The organism is Brachymonas denitrificans, from assembly GCF_907163135.1.
GTDB lineage: Bacteria > Pseudomonadota > Gammaproteobacteria > Burkholderiales > Burkholderiaceae_C > Brachymonas > Brachymonas denitrificans_A.
This window is the reverse complement of sequence record NZ_CAJQUA010000001.1, coordinates 422608-436398: the sequence shown is the minus strand read 5'-3', so window position 1 is coordinate 436398 and position 13791 is coordinate 422608. Positions and strand designations below refer to the sequence as shown.

General features: G+C 65.0%; 16 protein-coding genes. 10 read left to right on the top strand and 6 right to left on the bottom strand.

The features are described from left to right. Positions 1–121 precede the first annotated feature (121 nt). On the top strand, positions 122–1924 hold the full coding sequence (locus KKQ75_RS02055) for a DEAD/DEAH box helicase (RefSeq protein WP_213359727.1): 1803 nt from the start codon (positions 122–124) through the stop codon (positions 1922–1924). Positions 1925–2036: 112 nt separating this feature from the next. Here the strand turns inward: KKQ75_RS02055 and KKQ75_RS02050 are convergent, their stop codons facing one another. Further along, complete coding sequence (locus KKQ75_RS02050) at positions 2037–2348, bottom strand: ArsR/SmtB family transcription factor (protein WP_213359725.1); 312 nt, start codon at positions 2346–2348, stop codon at positions 2037–2039. A gap of 196 nt (positions 2349–2544) precedes the next feature. Here KKQ75_RS02050 and KKQ75_RS02045 point away from each other — a divergent pair, with 196 nt between their 5' ends. Together KKQ75_RS02045 and gloA are read left to right on the top strand one after the other, a co-directional pair. Next, positions 2545–3402, top strand: coding sequence for a hypothetical protein (locus KKQ75_RS02045; protein ID WP_250130969.1), 858 nt, complete (start codon positions 2545–2547; stop codon positions 3400–3402). 90 nt (positions 3403–3492) lie between these two features. Next, a complete protein-coding gene (gene gloA, locus KKQ75_RS02040; RefSeq protein WP_213359723.1) occupies positions 3493–3900 on the top strand; it encodes a lactoylglutathione lyase in 408 nt (135 codons plus the stop codon). A gap of 133 nt (positions 3901–4033) precedes the next feature. Here gloA and KKQ75_RS02035 read toward each other — a convergent pair whose 3' ends face one another. Next, the gene (locus tag KKQ75_RS02035; RefSeq protein WP_213359720.1) at positions 4034–4666 is read right to left on the bottom strand and encodes an OmpA family protein; all 633 of its coding nucleotides are present in this window, start codon (positions 4664–4666) and stop codon (positions 4034–4036) included. 127 nt (positions 4667–4793) lie between these two features. Between KKQ75_RS02035 and pdxH the strand changes: the two genes are divergently transcribed. Continuing rightward, positions 4794–5444, top strand: a complete 651-nt coding sequence (gene pdxH, locus KKQ75_RS02030; protein ID WP_213359716.1) for a pyridoxamine 5'-phosphate oxidase — start codon at positions 4794–4796, stop codon at positions 5442–5444. A gap of 88 nt (positions 5445–5532) precedes the next feature. Here pdxH and msrA read toward each other — a convergent pair whose 3' ends face one another. Then, positions 5533–6084 carry a peptide-methionine (S)-S-oxide reductase MsrA gene (gene msrA / locus KKQ75_RS02025; RefSeq protein WP_213359715.1) on the bottom strand — a complete coding sequence of 184 codons (552 nt, stop codon included), beginning with the start codon at positions 6082–6084 and terminating at the stop codon, positions 5533–5535. 13 nt (positions 6085–6097) lie between these two features. Next, a complete protein-coding gene (locus KKQ75_RS02020) occupies positions 6098–6655 on the bottom strand; it encodes a phospholipid:lipid A palmitoyltransferase (RefSeq protein ID WP_213359713.1) in 558 nt (185 codons plus the stop codon). A gap of 209 nt (positions 6656–6864) precedes the next feature. Here KKQ75_RS02020 and KKQ75_RS02015 point away from each other — a divergent pair, with 209 nt between their 5' ends. Together KKQ75_RS02015 and KKQ75_RS02010 are read left to right on the top strand one after the other, a co-directional pair. After that, positions 6865–7518, top strand: a complete 654-nt coding sequence (locus KKQ75_RS02015) for a protein-L-isoaspartate O-methyltransferase family protein (protein ID WP_213359711.1) — start codon at positions 6865–6867, stop codon at positions 7516–7518. A gap of 13 nt (positions 7519–7531) precedes the next feature. Then, on the top strand, positions 7532–7891 hold the full coding sequence (locus tag KKQ75_RS02010) for a rhodanese-like domain-containing protein (protein WP_213359709.1): 360 nt from the start codon (positions 7532–7534) through the stop codon (positions 7889–7891). A gap of 38 nt (positions 7892–7929) precedes the next feature. Here the strand turns inward: KKQ75_RS02010 and KKQ75_RS02005 are convergent, their stop codons facing one another. After that, the gene (locus tag KKQ75_RS02005; RefSeq protein ID WP_250130968.1) at positions 7930–9375 is read right to left on the bottom strand and encodes a 3-deoxy-D-manno-octulosonic acid transferase; all 1446 of its coding nucleotides are present in this window, start codon (positions 9373–9375) and stop codon (positions 7930–7932) included. A 28-nt stretch (positions 9376–9403) separates the two neighbouring features. Continuing rightward, entirely contained in the window at positions 9404–10792 is a 1389-nt protein-coding gene (locus KKQ75_RS02000; protein ID WP_213359708.1) for a phosphomannomutase/phosphoglucomutase, read from the bottom strand. A 208-nt stretch (positions 10793–11000) separates the two neighbouring features. Here KKQ75_RS02000 and KKQ75_RS01995 point away from each other — a divergent pair, with 208 nt between their 5' ends. The 4 genes from KKQ75_RS01995 to KKQ75_RS01980 are packed head-to-tail and all read left to right on the top strand — an operon-like array spanning position 11001 to position 13791. Beyond that, entirely contained in the window at positions 11001–11543 is a 543-nt protein-coding gene (locus KKQ75_RS01995) for a methylated-DNA--[protein]-cysteine S-methyltransferase (RefSeq protein WP_213359705.1), read from the top strand. Between the two features lie 30 nt (positions 11544–11573). Next, positions 11574–12158, top strand: a complete 585-nt coding sequence (gene pilV, locus KKQ75_RS01990) for a type IV pilus modification protein PilV (RefSeq protein ID WP_213359697.1) — start codon at positions 11574–11576, stop codon at positions 12156–12158. After that, positions 12155–13042: a PilW family protein gene (locus tag KKQ75_RS01985; RefSeq protein ID WP_213362631.1), complete on the top strand. Its 888-nt coding sequence runs from the start codon at positions 12155–12157 to the stop codon at positions 13040–13042. The genes pilV and KKQ75_RS01985 overlap by 4 nt, the downstream gene beginning before the upstream one ends. Then, positions 13042–13791, top strand: a complete 750-nt coding sequence (locus KKQ75_RS01980) for a PilX N-terminal domain-containing pilus assembly protein (RefSeq protein WP_213359695.1) — start codon at positions 13042–13044, stop codon at positions 13789–13791. The genes KKQ75_RS01985 and KKQ75_RS01980 overlap by 1 nt, the downstream gene beginning before the upstream one ends.

Below are 13791 nucleotides of genomic sequence, written 5' to 3'. Positions count from 1 at the left end.
GTTTTCACACCGGCCCGGCTTCTCTGGAAACTCCGTTGGCTTCTCACTGGTTCTGCGCCGCCTGCCTAGCAGCAGCCGCAAACAGCCAACGCCATTGCACCTTGCAAGGTGCTCCTCTCGCATGAATTTTGAAGACCTGCAACTGGCGCCAGCCATTGTTTCTGCTGTGCGCGATCTCGGCTACGAGACGCCGACCCCCATCCAGGTCGAGGCCATTCCCCTCGTCCTCGCCGGCAACGATCTGCTCGGCGGTGCCCAGACCGGCACCGGCAAGACCGCGGCCTTTACCCTGCCCATGCTGCAGCGCCTGAGCGAAGGCACCCCCGCCGCGCGCGGCCAGGTGCGTTCGCTGGTGCTCTGCCCCACGCGTGAACTCGCTGCCCAGGTGGAAGAATCCGTGCAGCAGTACGGCAAGAACCTCAAGATGACGTCTGCCGTGATCTTCGGCGGCGTCGGCATGAACCCGCAAATCCAGCGCCTGCAAAAAGGCGTGGACGTGCTGGTCGCCACCCCCGGCCGTCTGCTCGACCTGCATGGCCAGGGCGCGCTCGACCTGAGCCAGGTCGAAATCCTGGTGCTGGACGAAGCCGACCGCATGCTCGACATGGGCTTCATCCATGACGTGAAGAAGGTGCTGGCCCTGCTGCCGGCGCAAAAACAGAGCCTGCTGTTCTCCGCCACCTTCAGCGACGAGATCCGCGATCTGGCCAGCCGCCTGCTGCATGATCCAAAACAGGTGCAGGTGACGCCGCGCAACACCACGGTGCAGCGCATCACGCAGGTGATCCACCCGGTGGGCCGCGCCAAGAAGAAGGCGCTGCTGGCGCACATCATCCAGGAGCGCAACTGGAGTCAGGTGCTGGTGTTCACCCGCACCAAGTTCGGCGCCAACCACGTGGCCGAATACCTGAACAAGAACGGCATCACCGCCATGGCGCTGCACGGCAACAAGAGCCAGACGGCACGCACGCAGGCCCTGGCCGGCTTCAAGAGCGGCGACATCCGTGCGCTGGTGGCCACCGACATCGCCGCCCGCGGCATCGACATCGACGACCTGCCGCACGTGGTGAACTACGAGATCCCGAATATCTCCGAAGACTATGTGCACCGCATCGGCCGTACCGGTCGCGCCGGCGCCAGCGGCGAAGCCGTCAACCTGGTCTGCATGGACGAGGAAGGCTTCATGCACGCCATCGAGAAATTCACGCGCCAGCAGATTCCGGTGCAGTTCATCGAGGGCTTCGGCCCGGATGAAGGCGAAAAGGCCGAGCCGATCGCCATGGGTCGCCAGACCCTGTGGGGCGGTGCCGGCAAGCCGCCGGGCCGCGAGGTAATGGCTGCCGCCGCCAAGGCCGCGCGCCAGGAGATGATGCAGCGCATCCGCGAGAACAAGGCCGGCAAGCCGCAAGGCGGCCACCGCAAGCCGGTGGCCCAGGCCGCTTCCCGCGCTGCGGGGCATGATGCCGAAACCGATCCGGCCGATCTGACGGACCAGGACAATCGCCCCGCACAGGACGGCCAGCGTCCCGAAGGCCAGGAGCGCACGCGTCGCCGTCGCAACCGCTTCCGCAGCGGTGGTGGTGGCCAGCGCAGCGAGGGCCAGGGCGAAGGCAATGCGCCCTCCATGCAGGAGCGTGCACCGCGCGCGCCGCGCCAGAACCAGGGACAAGGCCAGGGTGGCAACCGCAACAACAACGGCCAGCGTCGTCAGGGCCCGCGCCATGGCGGTGGCGAAGCCCAGCCGCGCAGCCACGAGAGCGCGCCCTTCCGCCTGCACGACTTTGGCGTGCCGCGCAGCCAGGGCAACGGCGGCCAGCCCGATCCGCTGCGCACCAGCGTGGACAGCATCCGCCGCAGCAACCGTACTTCCGGCAACAAGCGCGGCGGCAACCGCGGAGGCGGTGGCAACTACGGCGGCTGGTAAGCCAGCCTGACAGCCTGCGCCGAGCTGGCGCAGGCGCAATCAATGCATCACGGCTGGAATTTCCGGCCGTTTTTGCTGTCTGCCTGCTGCAGCAGGCAAGGAAAATCGTGGCTCAGCAGCTGCAGTACATGCCGTACAGCGTCTCGAGCAGACGCTGTGCGCGCTCATCCACCACGCGGTAGATGATCTGCTTGCCCTCCCGGCGCGTCTGCACCAGACCTTCGTTGCGCAACACGCCCAGTTGCTGGGACAGGGTCGGCTGCCGGATCCCGAGCAGGGTTTCCAGTTCGCCTACGGATTTCTCGCCCTGGCTGAGCTGGCACAGCAGCAGCAGGCGGTTTTCATTGGCCAGCACGCGCAACATCTGGGTAGCCTCTTGAGCCGCCTGTTGCATATGGCCCATGTCAATGATGGGTGCAGTCATCGGATGGTAACTTTCTATCGAACCTGCAGATTATCCCCTGCCCACGGGGGTTCGCAAGAGGGGCAACCCCGATAGCCCTTGCCGCATATCAACTGCGTCAACATCCGTTTACACCTTTGCACCTTCGGTGACCCACGGTGCGCACCAATGGGCGAGAATGGTCAGAAAATTGTCAGCCCAATTCAAGGAGCCTGCCATGCCAGTCACCCATTCCCGTCCCCTGTTCCGCCTGCGCCAGCCCCTGCTCGCCGCCTTGCTCCTCGGCGGCCTGGCCGCAACCCAGCAGGCCAGCGCCGTCGGCAACACCATGGATGTGCAGGTGATCGACCGCAACACCGGCCAGGCGTTGCCCGTCTACACGCACCAAGGCGAATACTGGGTCGCCGGCCAGCCAGGGGCACGCTACGCCATCGGCGTGCGCAACCTGCAGGGACGGCGCGCGCTGGCCGTCATGTCGGTGGATGGCGTCAACATCGTCACCGGCCAGACTGCCAGCACGCTGCAGGACGGCTACGTGTTCGACCCGCACCAGTACAGCGAGATTGCCGGCTGGCGCAAGAACCTGAACGAAATCGCCGCTTTCCACTTCACTCAGCCGCGCCACTCCTACGCCAGCCGCACCGGGCGGCCCGATGACATCGGCGTGATTGGCGTGGCCGTGTTTCCCGAACGCCGGCCGGTCTATCCACCGATCCGCCCTTGGCCACGCGCCACGCCCGAGCGTGGCGAAGCCCCGGCCGGCTCGCTGCGCGGTCAGGACAGCGCTGCCGCAGAGGCCTCCCGCCCGGGTACCATGCCGCCGCTGCGGGACGAGGCGCGCACCCAGGCCTCTCCCGGCCTGGGCACCGGGCACGGCGAGCGTGAATCGTCAGAGGTGAGCACCACGCGCTTCGTGCGCGCCAGCACCACGCCGGCTGAAGTCATCCGCATCCGCTACGACAGCCTGGCCAACCTGCGCACCCGCGGCATCATCCGCCCGTGGGAACCGCCACGCCCCGCAACCCCGCAGCCCTTCCCGGCAGACAGCGGCTTTGTACCGGATCCGCCACGCTGAGGCATGCCGTGGATGTCAGTCAGGGATATGGCACACTTGACCGTGCGCGCTCCGGCGCACTTTCCCAATCCCTGACCTGACCTTCATCCCATGCGAATCCTCCACACCATGCTGCGTGTCGGCAATCTGCAGCGCTCCATCGATTTCTACACCCAGGTACTGGGCATGCAGTTGCTGCGCACTGCGGACAACCCCGAATACCAGTACACGCTGGCCTTTCTCGGCTTCGAAGCCAACCCGGCCCAGGCCGAGCTGGAACTGACCTACAACTACGGCACCGAAAGCTACGACATGGGCACCGCCTATGGCCATCTGGCCATTGGCGTGCCGGACGTATACGCCGCCGTCGAGAAAATCCGCGCAGCCGGCGGCACCATCACGCGTGAAGCCGGGCCGGTCAAGGGTGGCACCAGCGAAATAGCCTTCGTGCAGGATCCGGACGGCTACAAGGTGGAACTGATCCAGCGTGCCGGAACCGCGGGCATGGACAAGTTCTGATCCACCCAGTCCCACGGCGCCTACCTGCTGATCCAGCAAAAAGCGCCCCAAGGTTCTGCAACCTTGGGGCGCTTCGTTCATTTCAGCATCCCTGACCAGCACTGCGCAAGCCAGGGATCCAGATGAAAACCGATCAGTCGATCTTCACGTCCACGCGACGGGCTTCGGGATCGTTGCCCTTGCTGTCGGGCATGATTTCGGGCTTCTTCAGGTCGATGCTGCTTTCGGCAACGCCTTCGGCGACCAGGGCATCACGCACGGCAAAGGCACGCTGCTTGGCCAGCTCGGCATTCTTGGCCGGATCGCCCGTGCTGTCGTGGTAGCCGCTCAGCACCAGCTTCTTGCCGGCCTTGGCAGCAGCCACGGCATCCGCCAGGGCTTCCTTGGCACCGCCGGCCAGTTCGGCCTTGCCGCTGGCAAAGTAGAAGCGCACCACGCCGTCCACCACCTTCACGCTGGCTTCGTCGGCACCGGCCTGGGCGGCAGCGCCCTGATCAGCAGCGGACGCAGCGCTGCCGGAAGCAGCGGCAGAGCCGGAGGCGGCATCGGATGCTGCATCGGAAGCGGCCACGGCTGCGGAAGCGGCGTCAGCGGCTGCCACGGCGCTGGCACCCAGGGAGGCAGCGCCATCCTTCTTGCCAAACACGCCGGCACGCGACATGCCGAAACCGACAGCCAGCGCAATCGCCAGCAGCACAACGGCGCCGATCAGGAAACCGACGACCGTCTTCTGTTCGCGGTCGTCATCATTGATGTTGAAAGCCATGTTTGCTCCAGTAGGGGATGGTATGGAAAGAAAAAATCCTGCCCACAGGCAACGAAACCAGTCCGGCACCTGTGCTATCGCCGGCTATTGTAAAGTATCAGTGTCTTACGCCTCCTTACAACACCCCATGAACACCGGCCACCCCGATATCGCCCATCTGCGCAAAAGCTACGAACGCGCCGAACTCAACGAAAACGCCTCGCATGCAGATCCGATGCAGCAGTTTGCGCAATGGCTCGATGAAGCCTTCAAGGCCCAGGTGCCCGAACCCAATGCCATGACCCTGGCCACCGTCGGCAACGACCTGCGCCCCAGCACCCGCGTGGTACTGATCAAGGGCTACGACGAGCGCGGTATCACCTGGTTCACCAACTACCAGAGCCGCAAGGGCCGCCAGCTGGCCGGCAACCCGTTTGCCGCACTGCAGTTCCACTGGGTCGAACTCGAACGCGTGGTGCGTATCGAGGGCCGCGTGCACAAGGTGGCCGACGAGGAAAGCGATGCCTACTTCCAGTCGCGCCCGCTGGACCACCGCATCGGCGCCTGGGCCAGCCCGCAGAGCGAAGTCATCGAGGGCCGCACCGAACTGGTGACGGCGGCCGCGCGCTATGGCGCCCAGTTTCTGCTGCAGCCGCCACGCCCGCCGCACTGGGGTGGCTTCCGTCTGGTGCCGGACCAGTGGGAATTCTGGCAGGGCCGCAAAAGCCGCCTGCACGACCGCCTGCGCTACCGACAGCAGGCGGATGGCAGCTGGCTGCGCGAGCGCCTGGCGCCCTGAGTTCCCCCGATCGAACAGCGAGTTCCGGCCTTCCGCTTTTCGCTGGCTGTGCTGCAGCGCATGCAGACGGGCGCACGCGCCGGCCCGACTAGCGCTGCCAGCCGGCAAACACCTGCCGGAATTTTTCCACCTTGGGCGCCACCACCATGGCGCAATAGCCCTGGTGGGGATGCTGGTTGAAATAGTCCTGGTGATAGTCTTCCGCGCGCTGGTAATCCTGAACCAGCGCGAGTTCGGTCACGACCGGACGGTCGTAATGCCTGCGCGCCAGCTCCACCCAGGCCCGGACCTCGTTCAACTGTGCTTCGCTGGCGCAGTAGATACCGCTGCGGTATTGCGTACCGACGTCCGCACCCTGCCGGTTCAGGCTGGTGGGATCATGCACGGTGAAGAAGATCGCCAGGATCTGTTCCAGCGCAATCTCGCGCGGGTCGAACTCCAGCCGCACCACTTCGGCGTAGCCAGTGGTGCCGCTGCATACCGCCTCGTAGTCCACCGTTCGACCGTCGCCATTGGCGTAGCCGTTCTCCACGGACAACACGCCACGCACCTGCTGGAATACCGCTTCCATGCACCAGAAGCAGCCGCCAGCCAGCCAGATCACCGAGGTTTCCGGAACTTGTTGCGTTTGCTCTGCCATGGCGTTCATCTCCTCAGAATGCGTATCGGCCCATTACAAACGCGATATTGCCATAGCGCCGCCCATCGGTCCTGCCGCCAGGGATATAGGTCGCATACAGCGAGAAATCGCCATAGCCCAGCTCCACCACCGGAAGCACGCCGGGAAACGGCAGGTAGCGATGGAAGTGCCTGCGTGCGGTGACGAAGGCGGTGTAGCCCAGGCCGGCGAACAGCCCGCCAGACTGCATGCGCCAGGTCTGAAGATAGCCTGCGATGGGCTGCACATCGCCCTCGGAATCGCGGAAGGCCAGGGCATAGAAGCTGTAATGGCTGGAACCGTCCGGCGTCAGGGCGCTGCCACCCACGCCCAGGCCCAGCGGTCGTTCGCTCAGCAGCGCCCGCTCCTCCGGGCTGTACACGCTGCGGTTGTGCCAGGCGTAGAGCGGCAGGTACAGATCCACCTTGCCCCGCTCGCCGCCCGTTTCGGCCCAACGGCTGGATACGGCCCCGGCTGCGCGTTGCAGCAGGGAGTCGGCGTGCGCCGCAGCAGGCAGCATGCACAGCAGGCAGGTCAGGACAAATCGGTTCATGCGGGGCTTTGGGAAAGGACTGCCAATGCAGCAGCGTGGGTGCAAATGTTGCGAAACGCATATGACAGTTTCGAGACACCCTTTTTGGTGATGCCCCCGTGCTGCGGTGCGCTGCAGCATGCCAAGACGGATTCGACCGTATCCCACGTTAAAATAAGTAAATTCGTCTGTACAACCTGCGCCGCACAAGCGCACATGCCGGAGCAAGCATGAACATCGAACAAGCCCGTTTCAACATGATCCAGCAGCAAATCCGCCCCTGGAACGTGCTGGATGACCAGGTTCTGGAACTGATGGAAGAGGTCAAGCGGGAAGATTTCTGTCCGCCCGAACACCGTGACCTGGCCTTCATGGATCTGGAAGTGCCGATCGGCCACGGTCAGGTGATGCTGGCCCCGCGCGTGCAGGCGCGTCTGGTGCAGGATCTGCAACTCAAGCCCACCGACAAGGTGCTGCAGATCGGTACCGGCACCGGCTACATGACGGCTCTGCTGGCCCGTCGCAGCCAGCAGGTGCTGGCCTTCGAAACCCGTGCCGAACTGGTCAAGCAGACGGTGGACAACCTGCGCAATGCCGGCATCACCAACGTGGACGTGCGCCATGGCGATGGCCTGGCCGGTGCCTTGGCCAACGGCCCCTTCGATGCCATCGTGCTGTGCGGTTCCGTCCCTGCCATCCCGCATGAACTGCAGGACAAACTCAGCAACGGCGGCCGCCTGATCGCCGTGGTCGGCCACGAGCCGATGATGCACGTCAACCTCGTCACGCGCGTCAACTCCGGCACCTTCGACACCACCAAGCCTTGGGACGTGATCATTCCGCGTCTGGAAGGCTTCCCCGAAACGCCGCGTTTCCGCTTCTGATTCCGGCACCGTCATGGTTGCTGAACTGGCGCCGGCCCAGGTTGCTGACTGGGCCGAGCAGATGCGTGCCGACGGCCTGACGCCGTATGTGCTGGATGTGCGTGAAGACTGGGAACGCGAGGCCGCCCATGTCGAACAACAGGCGGCTGCCCAGGGATTCGTGCTGCTGACCGAGCCAATGTCGCGCCTGGGTGCTGCGCTCGACCGCCTGCCCGACGATCCGGACACCCCGCTGGCCTGCCTCTGCCACCATGGCGTGCGCAGCTACCATGTGGCACATTTCCTGCACCAGCAGGGGCATGATGCGATCTGGAACATCACGGGCGGGATTGATGCGTGGGCGACGGTGGATCCGGCAATTCCCCGCTACTGAAGGACGCACATCCCGGCCGGCACGTCTTCCGATGCGTGCTATCGCCTCGTGCTCAGCCAGCCGAGCGCATGGATATCCTGCACGATGCGCTGGGCCGCTCCCTGGTGCTGCTGGCTGAAAAGCAGCGCTGCGCTGCGCATGGCGGATAGCTTGTTGCCAGAGGCTGCTGCTTGATCCGCACCGATGGCTGAGGCTTCTGCGCCAACTGCGGGGACTTCCACACCATGCACTGAAGCTCCTGCCCCCACCAGCCCAAGTGCTGTCTGCACGGCATCCGCCATGTCCCCGCAGCGCAAGGCCGCACCGACTCCGATGGCCTGCTCGCTGGCCTCGGCAAAGTTGAAGGTATGCGGCCCCAACAACACAGGGCAGCCGCAGGCACAGGCCTCGATCAGGTTCTGGCCACCCAAAGGCTCGAAACTGCCACCCATCAGCGTGAGATCGGCCAGCGCGTAATAGAACACCATCTCGCCCATGCTGTCGCCGAGCCAGACGGCAGGAGCGCCTCCATCTTGAGCCGAAGCCACATGCAGTTCATTCGCTGCGCCCGCATGAATACCCCACGCGCTGCGTCTGCTCACATTCCAGCCGGCTTGCTCCAGCATCGCCGCCACCTCATCGAAGCGTTGCGGGTGGCGTGGCACCAGCAGCCACTGCACGGCTGTCCGCTGCTGCTGCGGCAATCCCGCCAAGGCCTCGATCCAGAGCCTTTCCTCACCCTCCCGGCTGCTGGCCAGCATCACGACCGGCGTCGCGGCCTGCCCAGCAGACCGCAAGGCGTCGTCCCGCGCGGCACGCAGCTGGTGTCCCAGCTCCAGTTGCTGCGGATCAGGCCGGGCATCGAACTTGAGATTGCCAGTGACGCGAATGTCGCGCACCCCCAACTGCAGCAGGCGTTCCGCATCGTCGGCGGTTTGCGCATAGGCCACGCGCAACAGGCCGTAGATTTTCCGGGCGAGTGACTCGAAACGCAGCGACTGGCGCAAGGTCTTCTCGCTCATGCGGGCATTGGCCAGCACCACGGGAATGCCCGCCGCATCACAGGCTGCGAGCATTTCCGGCCAGATTTCCGTTTCCATCAGCAGGCCAAGGCGGGGACGGAAGGTTTCGACAAAGCGTCGCGTGGCGGCGCGGCTGTCCCACGGCAGCCACACATGCATGTCACCAGGCTGCAGCAGCTTCTCCCCTTCCTGCCAGCCGGTCGCCGTACCGTTGGTCAGCAGCAGGCGCATGCCCGGCATGGCGGCGCGCAGGGCCTCGATCAACACCGCAGAAGCCCGGGTTTCACCCAGCGACACGGCATGCAGCCAGACCCATTCGCCCGCATGTGCCCGCGCAGCCTGTACTTCCTCATCCGTGTACTCGGCAAAGCGCTGGTGCACGGCATGCAAATACAGGGGCTCCTGCTCTCCGCGCCGGCGCAGCTTGCGCAGCAGCAACGGACGGCCCAGGGCCATGGCGACGCGATAAAGAGAAAGCAGCATGCCGAACGATGAATATAGAGGCCCGCACTCAGTGCGCCGCAGCCCCCAGCACCGCATCCGGCTTCACGCGGCGCAGCAGTTCCAGCATGGCATGCTGGATACGCTCCAGCGCCTCGGGCGTATGGCCTTCGAAGCGCAGCACCAGCACCGGCGTGGTGTTGGAGGCACGAATCAGGCCGAAGCCGTCCTCCCAGTCCACCCGCACGCCATCAATGCCGTTGACCTGCGCCTGACCGGCAAATGCCTGCTGCGCCAGCGGCAACAGTTCGGCCGCCAGACGGTGCGGCTCGCCTTCGGCGCAGGCCACATTGATCTCGGGCGTGGAGTGGCTGGTAGGCAGCGCATTGAGCACGGCCGAAGGATCCGCTTGGCGGCTCAGGATTTCCAGCAGGCGCGCTCCCGCATAGGTGCCGTCGTCAAAGCCGAACCAGCGCTCCTTGAAGAAGATGTGGCCACTCATTTCGCCACCCAGCGGCGAATCGACTTCTTTCATCTTGGCCTTGACCAGCGAATGCCCGGTCTTGTACATCAGCGGCACGCCACCTGCCGCCGCAATGGCGGGTGCCAGGCGTTGCGAGCACTTCACGTCGAACACAATGGTGCCGCCGGGCACGCGCTGCAGCACGTCCTGTGCAAACAGCATCATCTGGCGGTCCGGGTAGATCACATTGCCATCTTTGGTGACGATGCCCAGACGGTCGCCATCGCCATCAAAGGCCAGGCCGAGCTCGACATCGGTGTCGCGCAGCGCGCGCTTCACGTCCTCGAGGTTTTCCAGCTTGCTGGGATCGGGATGGTGGTTCGGAAAATCGCCATCGACTTCGCTGTACAGCTCGCTCACCTCGCAGCCCAGCGCACGGAACACCGCAGGAGCCGTCGCGCCGGCGACGCCATTGCCGCTGTCCACCACGATCTTCATCGGGCGCGCCAGCTGCACGCTGCTCGTGATCTTGTCGCCGTAGGCGGGGAACACATCCTCCTGGCGCACGCTGCCACCTTCGGCCAGCACCCAGCTTTCCTGCTCGATGACCTCGCGCAGGCCCTGGATTTCCTCGCCATAGATGGCCTTGCCAGCCAGCACCATCTTGAAACCGTTGTGGTCCTTGGGGTTGTGGCTGCCCGTTACCTGGATGCCGCTGTCGCACAGGGTGTGCGCCGCGAAATACAGCATGGGCGTGGTCACCATGCCCACGTCGATCACCTGCACGCCCACATCCATCAGGCCGGCGATCAGCGCCTGTGCCAGTTCCGGCCCGCTCAGGCGGCCATCACGGCCCACGGCCACCGTCTGGCTGCCCTGGGCGCGCGCACGGGTACCGAAAGCCCGGCCAATAGCGCGCGCCACATCGGCAGTTACGGTAGTCGGCACCACGCCGCGAATGTCATAAGCCTTGAAGATCGAAGCGGCTACTTGCATGGGAGGAAAAGCCCGCGCGCGGACTGGTGTTGTTGGATCGACCCATTGTAAGGGGAGTACACTGGGCCGCAGCCGAGTGCACGGCATGCTTTGGTACGACATGGCGGGCGTGCAGCGCGCCTGCCGAGTCTTCCTGATGCTGGACTTCCCCGCTGCGCTGCGGGCGGGCGCCCCGGATTTTTCTTTACCAAACCCTGCGAGACCTGCCATGCCTGCCGTTCCCTACCGTCGCCTGCTGCAAGCGCGCAGTGTGTACTCTTCTCCCCTGGGTCCGCTCCACGTGGGCGCGACCGCGGAGGGGCTCGCCGGCGCCTGGTTCGAGCCGCAGAAATACTTCTCCGTGGACGAGCTGGACGGCGTCCCCGTCGCTCCGGAACATCCGGTACTCAAACAGGCCGCCCTGGCGCTGGACCGCTACTTCGCCGGCAAAGAATTGCAGAATCCACCGCTCACCTTCGTGGAAGGCAGCCCATTCCAGCAACGAGTGTGGCATGCCCTGGTCGGCATCCCGCAAGGCCACACGAGTACTTACGGCGCGCTGGCCAATGCCCTTGGCTGCCCTGGCGGCGCCCGGGCCATCGGCATGGCTGTGTCGCGCAACCCGGTCAGCCTGTTCGTGCCCTGCCACCGGGTGGTCGGTGCGGGGCAGCAGCTGACAGGCTACGCCGGCGGACTGGATCGCAAGATTGCCCTGCTGGAACTGGAGCATGCGCTGGTACCCGAGCCGGAGCAAGATTTGTTTCCGCAGTAAATTTTAGAACTTTTTAATTAAAATAGCGGGATGCATCTGCGCATCCCCGTTCACCGCCGTCATCCCCGTCATCCCCGTCATCATCGAGGCTTCAGCCTGATCGAAGTGCTGGTCACATTGGTGTTGCTCGGCGTCGGCCTGCTGGGTGCGCAGCAGATGCACGCCACTGCGCTGCGTCAGCATCGCGACACGCAGCAGCAGGCGCGTGCCGATCAGCTCGCCGCCGATCTGGCCGAACGCATCCGCGCCAATCCTGCCATCGCTCGCTTGCCGGGGAGCCCCTATCTGCTGGACATGCGCGCGGGCGCAGCGCCTTCGCTGCCCTCGCCGGACTGCATCACCGCACCCTGCGAAACGCCCGAGCAGGCGGCAGCCTACGACCTGGCCGACTGGCAGCAGCAGGTCGCGCAGGCCTTGCCAGGCGCACGGATCCAGGTCTGTGCCAATGCAAACCCAGTGGATGCACAAGGGGAAACCAACTGGGCCTGTACCAGCTCCAGCGCTCAACCCGCACGCACTCTGGTCATCAAGCTGGGCTGGAGCAAACGCCCAGGCGAAGAGCCCGTGCAACCACGCACCGTGCTGGTGGCAAGCACCGGGGCACCTTCGCCATGAAGTCGATGCGCCGACCGGCTCCCGGCTTTACCCTGATCGAGCTGCTGGTCGCCCTCGCACTCGGCCTTACCGTGATCGCGCTGGCCAGTTCCGGCCTGCTGCTCGCACGTCAGGGCATGCAGCTGGTGGATCAGTCCACCCAGCTTCAAGACCGCGAGCGGCTGGCTCGAGATGTCATCACGCGCACGCTGCGCCAGGCAAGCCGGGGAAGCGCCACCTCCGCGCAGGAGCGGGTCGTGTTCGGCTGGGACAATGCTGTTTACCGCAAGCCCGAACATCCGGACTTCGCCACGGTGGCCAACATCCGCAATGGCAACCGGCCCACCCGTTGCGGATCGGTGCGTGACAGCAGTTGCGTCAACGGCAGCGATATCGTGCTGGTACAGTCCGCGGGCGGAGCAGGCGCTGCGCATTGTGGCGGGGGAACGGCATCTACATCCTTCATCCAGATTCTGTATGTCGCCCGCGACAGCCACTCTGCGGAGCCTGGCCTGTCATGCGCTTACCGCAGCACCAACGACTGGGTGTCCGTACCCCTGATGGAAGGCGTGGAAAGCCTGCAATTTCTCTACGGCTTGCAGACCCAGGACGCGCGATTCAGCCATGTCACGCAGTGGCAGCATGCCGGGGAGCTGGAGGTGGCCGGCGATGCCGAGGCCACGCGGGCGAACTGGCAGCGCGTCCGGGCCGTGCGCATCGCTCTGGTACTGCGCAGCACGCAGGGCGTGGCCGCCCGCGGGCCAGCTTCCTTGCATCCCTTCGGATCTGCCTATGCAGAGCTTGCCTCCACCGACGCCGGAGCAACCCTCACTGTAGTGCCCGACAAGCGCCTGCGTCGCACGGTGCAGTGGACCGTGCATCTGCCTGCAACCGGGAGCCGCTGATGCACGACCAGACGGCACCCGGTATCCGTTCATCTGCTGCTAGGCGCACTTCCCGGCAAGATGTCGGCTTCACCCTGATTCCCACCCTGATCCTCCTGCTGGCAGTCGCACTGATAGGCAGCGCGACAACGCAATGGGTGCTGCTCTCGGCCCGCTCTCTCACCAGTGACCGCCAGCACCAGATCGCGTACCAGGCTGCCCGTGCCGCTCTCGACGACGCCATGCACGACATGCTGAATACCTCGACATCGCCTTCGGAACGCAGCGCGCTATTCCGCGGAACATCCTCTGCCTTGCTCTGGCCAGAGGAAGGATGTGGCAGTGGCCCCTTTCAGGGGCTGTGCGCGCCGGATGCTGCACAAGCCCTGCTCGCGGGTGCTGCCACCCTGACAGGAGCGTTTGCCGCTCCTGCCAGTGCACACGACTGGCAAGCCCCGGAAACCAGCGTCCCGTTCGGCCACTTCACCGGCGCCCGCTATCCCATGGGGCCGGGAATGCAATCGGCTGCACCGCCCCGCTACCGCATCGAGCGCCTGCAAGCCCCGGCTGCAGCACAAAGCACCGTCTCCACCACTCTTTACCGCGTGACGGCATTGGGTTTCGGCCCGTTGCCTGCACGCATCCCGGTCCTGCTGCAAGCGGAACTGACAGCCACGCCACCACCAGCAGAATCGCCGGCTTCGTCCATGCAGCTGCGAGAAATCGCCTTCCGCCAACTCCCTCCCCCACAACTCGATGCCAATGACTGA

What these genes read in the sequence shown, in the direction of transcription:
- KKQ75_RS02005 (WP_250130968.1), bottom strand. Translation starts at nt 9,375, where the DNA reads ATGCTGCTTTCTCTTTATCGCGTCGCCATGGCCCTGGGCCGTCCGTTG.
- KKQ75_RS01995 (WP_213359705.1), top strand. Translation starts at nt 11,001, where the DNA reads ATGCCTGCCGTTCCCTACCGTCGCCTGCTGCAAGCGCGCAGTGTGTAC.
- pdxH (WP_213359716.1), top strand. Translation starts at nt 4,794, where the DNA reads ATGAACACCGGCCACCCCGATATCGCCCATCTGCGCAAAAGCTACGAA.
- KKQ75_RS02050 (WP_213359725.1), bottom strand. Translation starts at nt 2,348, where the DNA reads ATGACTGCACCCATCATTGACATGGGCCATATGCAACAGGCGGCTCAA.
- KKQ75_RS02045 (WP_250130969.1), top strand. Translation starts at nt 2,545, where the DNA reads ATGCCAGTCACCCATTCCCGTCCCCTGTTCCGCCTGCGCCAGCCCCTG.
- KKQ75_RS01985 (WP_213362631.1), top strand. Translation starts at nt 12,155, where the DNA reads ATGAAGTCGATGCGCCGACCGGCTCCCGGCTTTACCCTGATCGAGCTG.
- KKQ75_RS02055 (WP_213359727.1), top strand. Translation starts at nt 122, where the DNA reads ATGAATTTTGAAGACCTGCAACTGGCGCCAGCCATTGTTTCTGCTGTG.
- KKQ75_RS02035 (WP_213359720.1), bottom strand. Translation starts at nt 4,666, where the DNA reads ATGGCTTTCAACATCAATGATGACGACCGCGAACAGAAGACGGTCGTC.
- KKQ75_RS01980 (WP_213359695.1), top strand. Translation starts at nt 13,042, where the DNA reads ATGCACGACCAGACGGCACCCGGTATCCGTTCATCTGCTGCTAGGCGC.
- KKQ75_RS02000 (WP_213359708.1), bottom strand. Translation starts at nt 10,792, where the DNA reads ATGCAAGTAGCCGCTTCGATCTTCAAGGCTTATGACATTCGCGGCGTG.
- KKQ75_RS02010 (WP_213359709.1), top strand. Translation starts at nt 7,532, where the DNA reads ATGGTTGCTGAACTGGCGCCGGCCCAGGTTGCTGACTGGGCCGAGCAG.
- msrA (WP_213359715.1), bottom strand. Translation starts at nt 6,084, where the DNA reads ATGGCAGAGCAAACGCAACAAGTTCCGGAAACCTCGGTGATCTGGCTG.
- gloA (WP_213359723.1), top strand. Translation starts at nt 3,493, where the DNA reads ATGCGAATCCTCCACACCATGCTGCGTGTCGGCAATCTGCAGCGCTCC.
- KKQ75_RS02015 (WP_213359711.1), top strand. Translation starts at nt 6,865, where the DNA reads ATGAACATCGAACAAGCCCGTTTCAACATGATCCAGCAGCAAATCCGC.
- KKQ75_RS02020 (WP_213359713.1), bottom strand. Translation starts at nt 6,655, where the DNA reads ATGAACCGATTTGTCCTGACCTGCCTGCTGTGCATGCTGCCTGCTGCG.
- pilV (WP_213359697.1), top strand. Translation starts at nt 11,574, where the DNA reads ATGCATCTGCGCATCCCCGTTCACCGCCGTCATCCCCGTCATCCCCGT.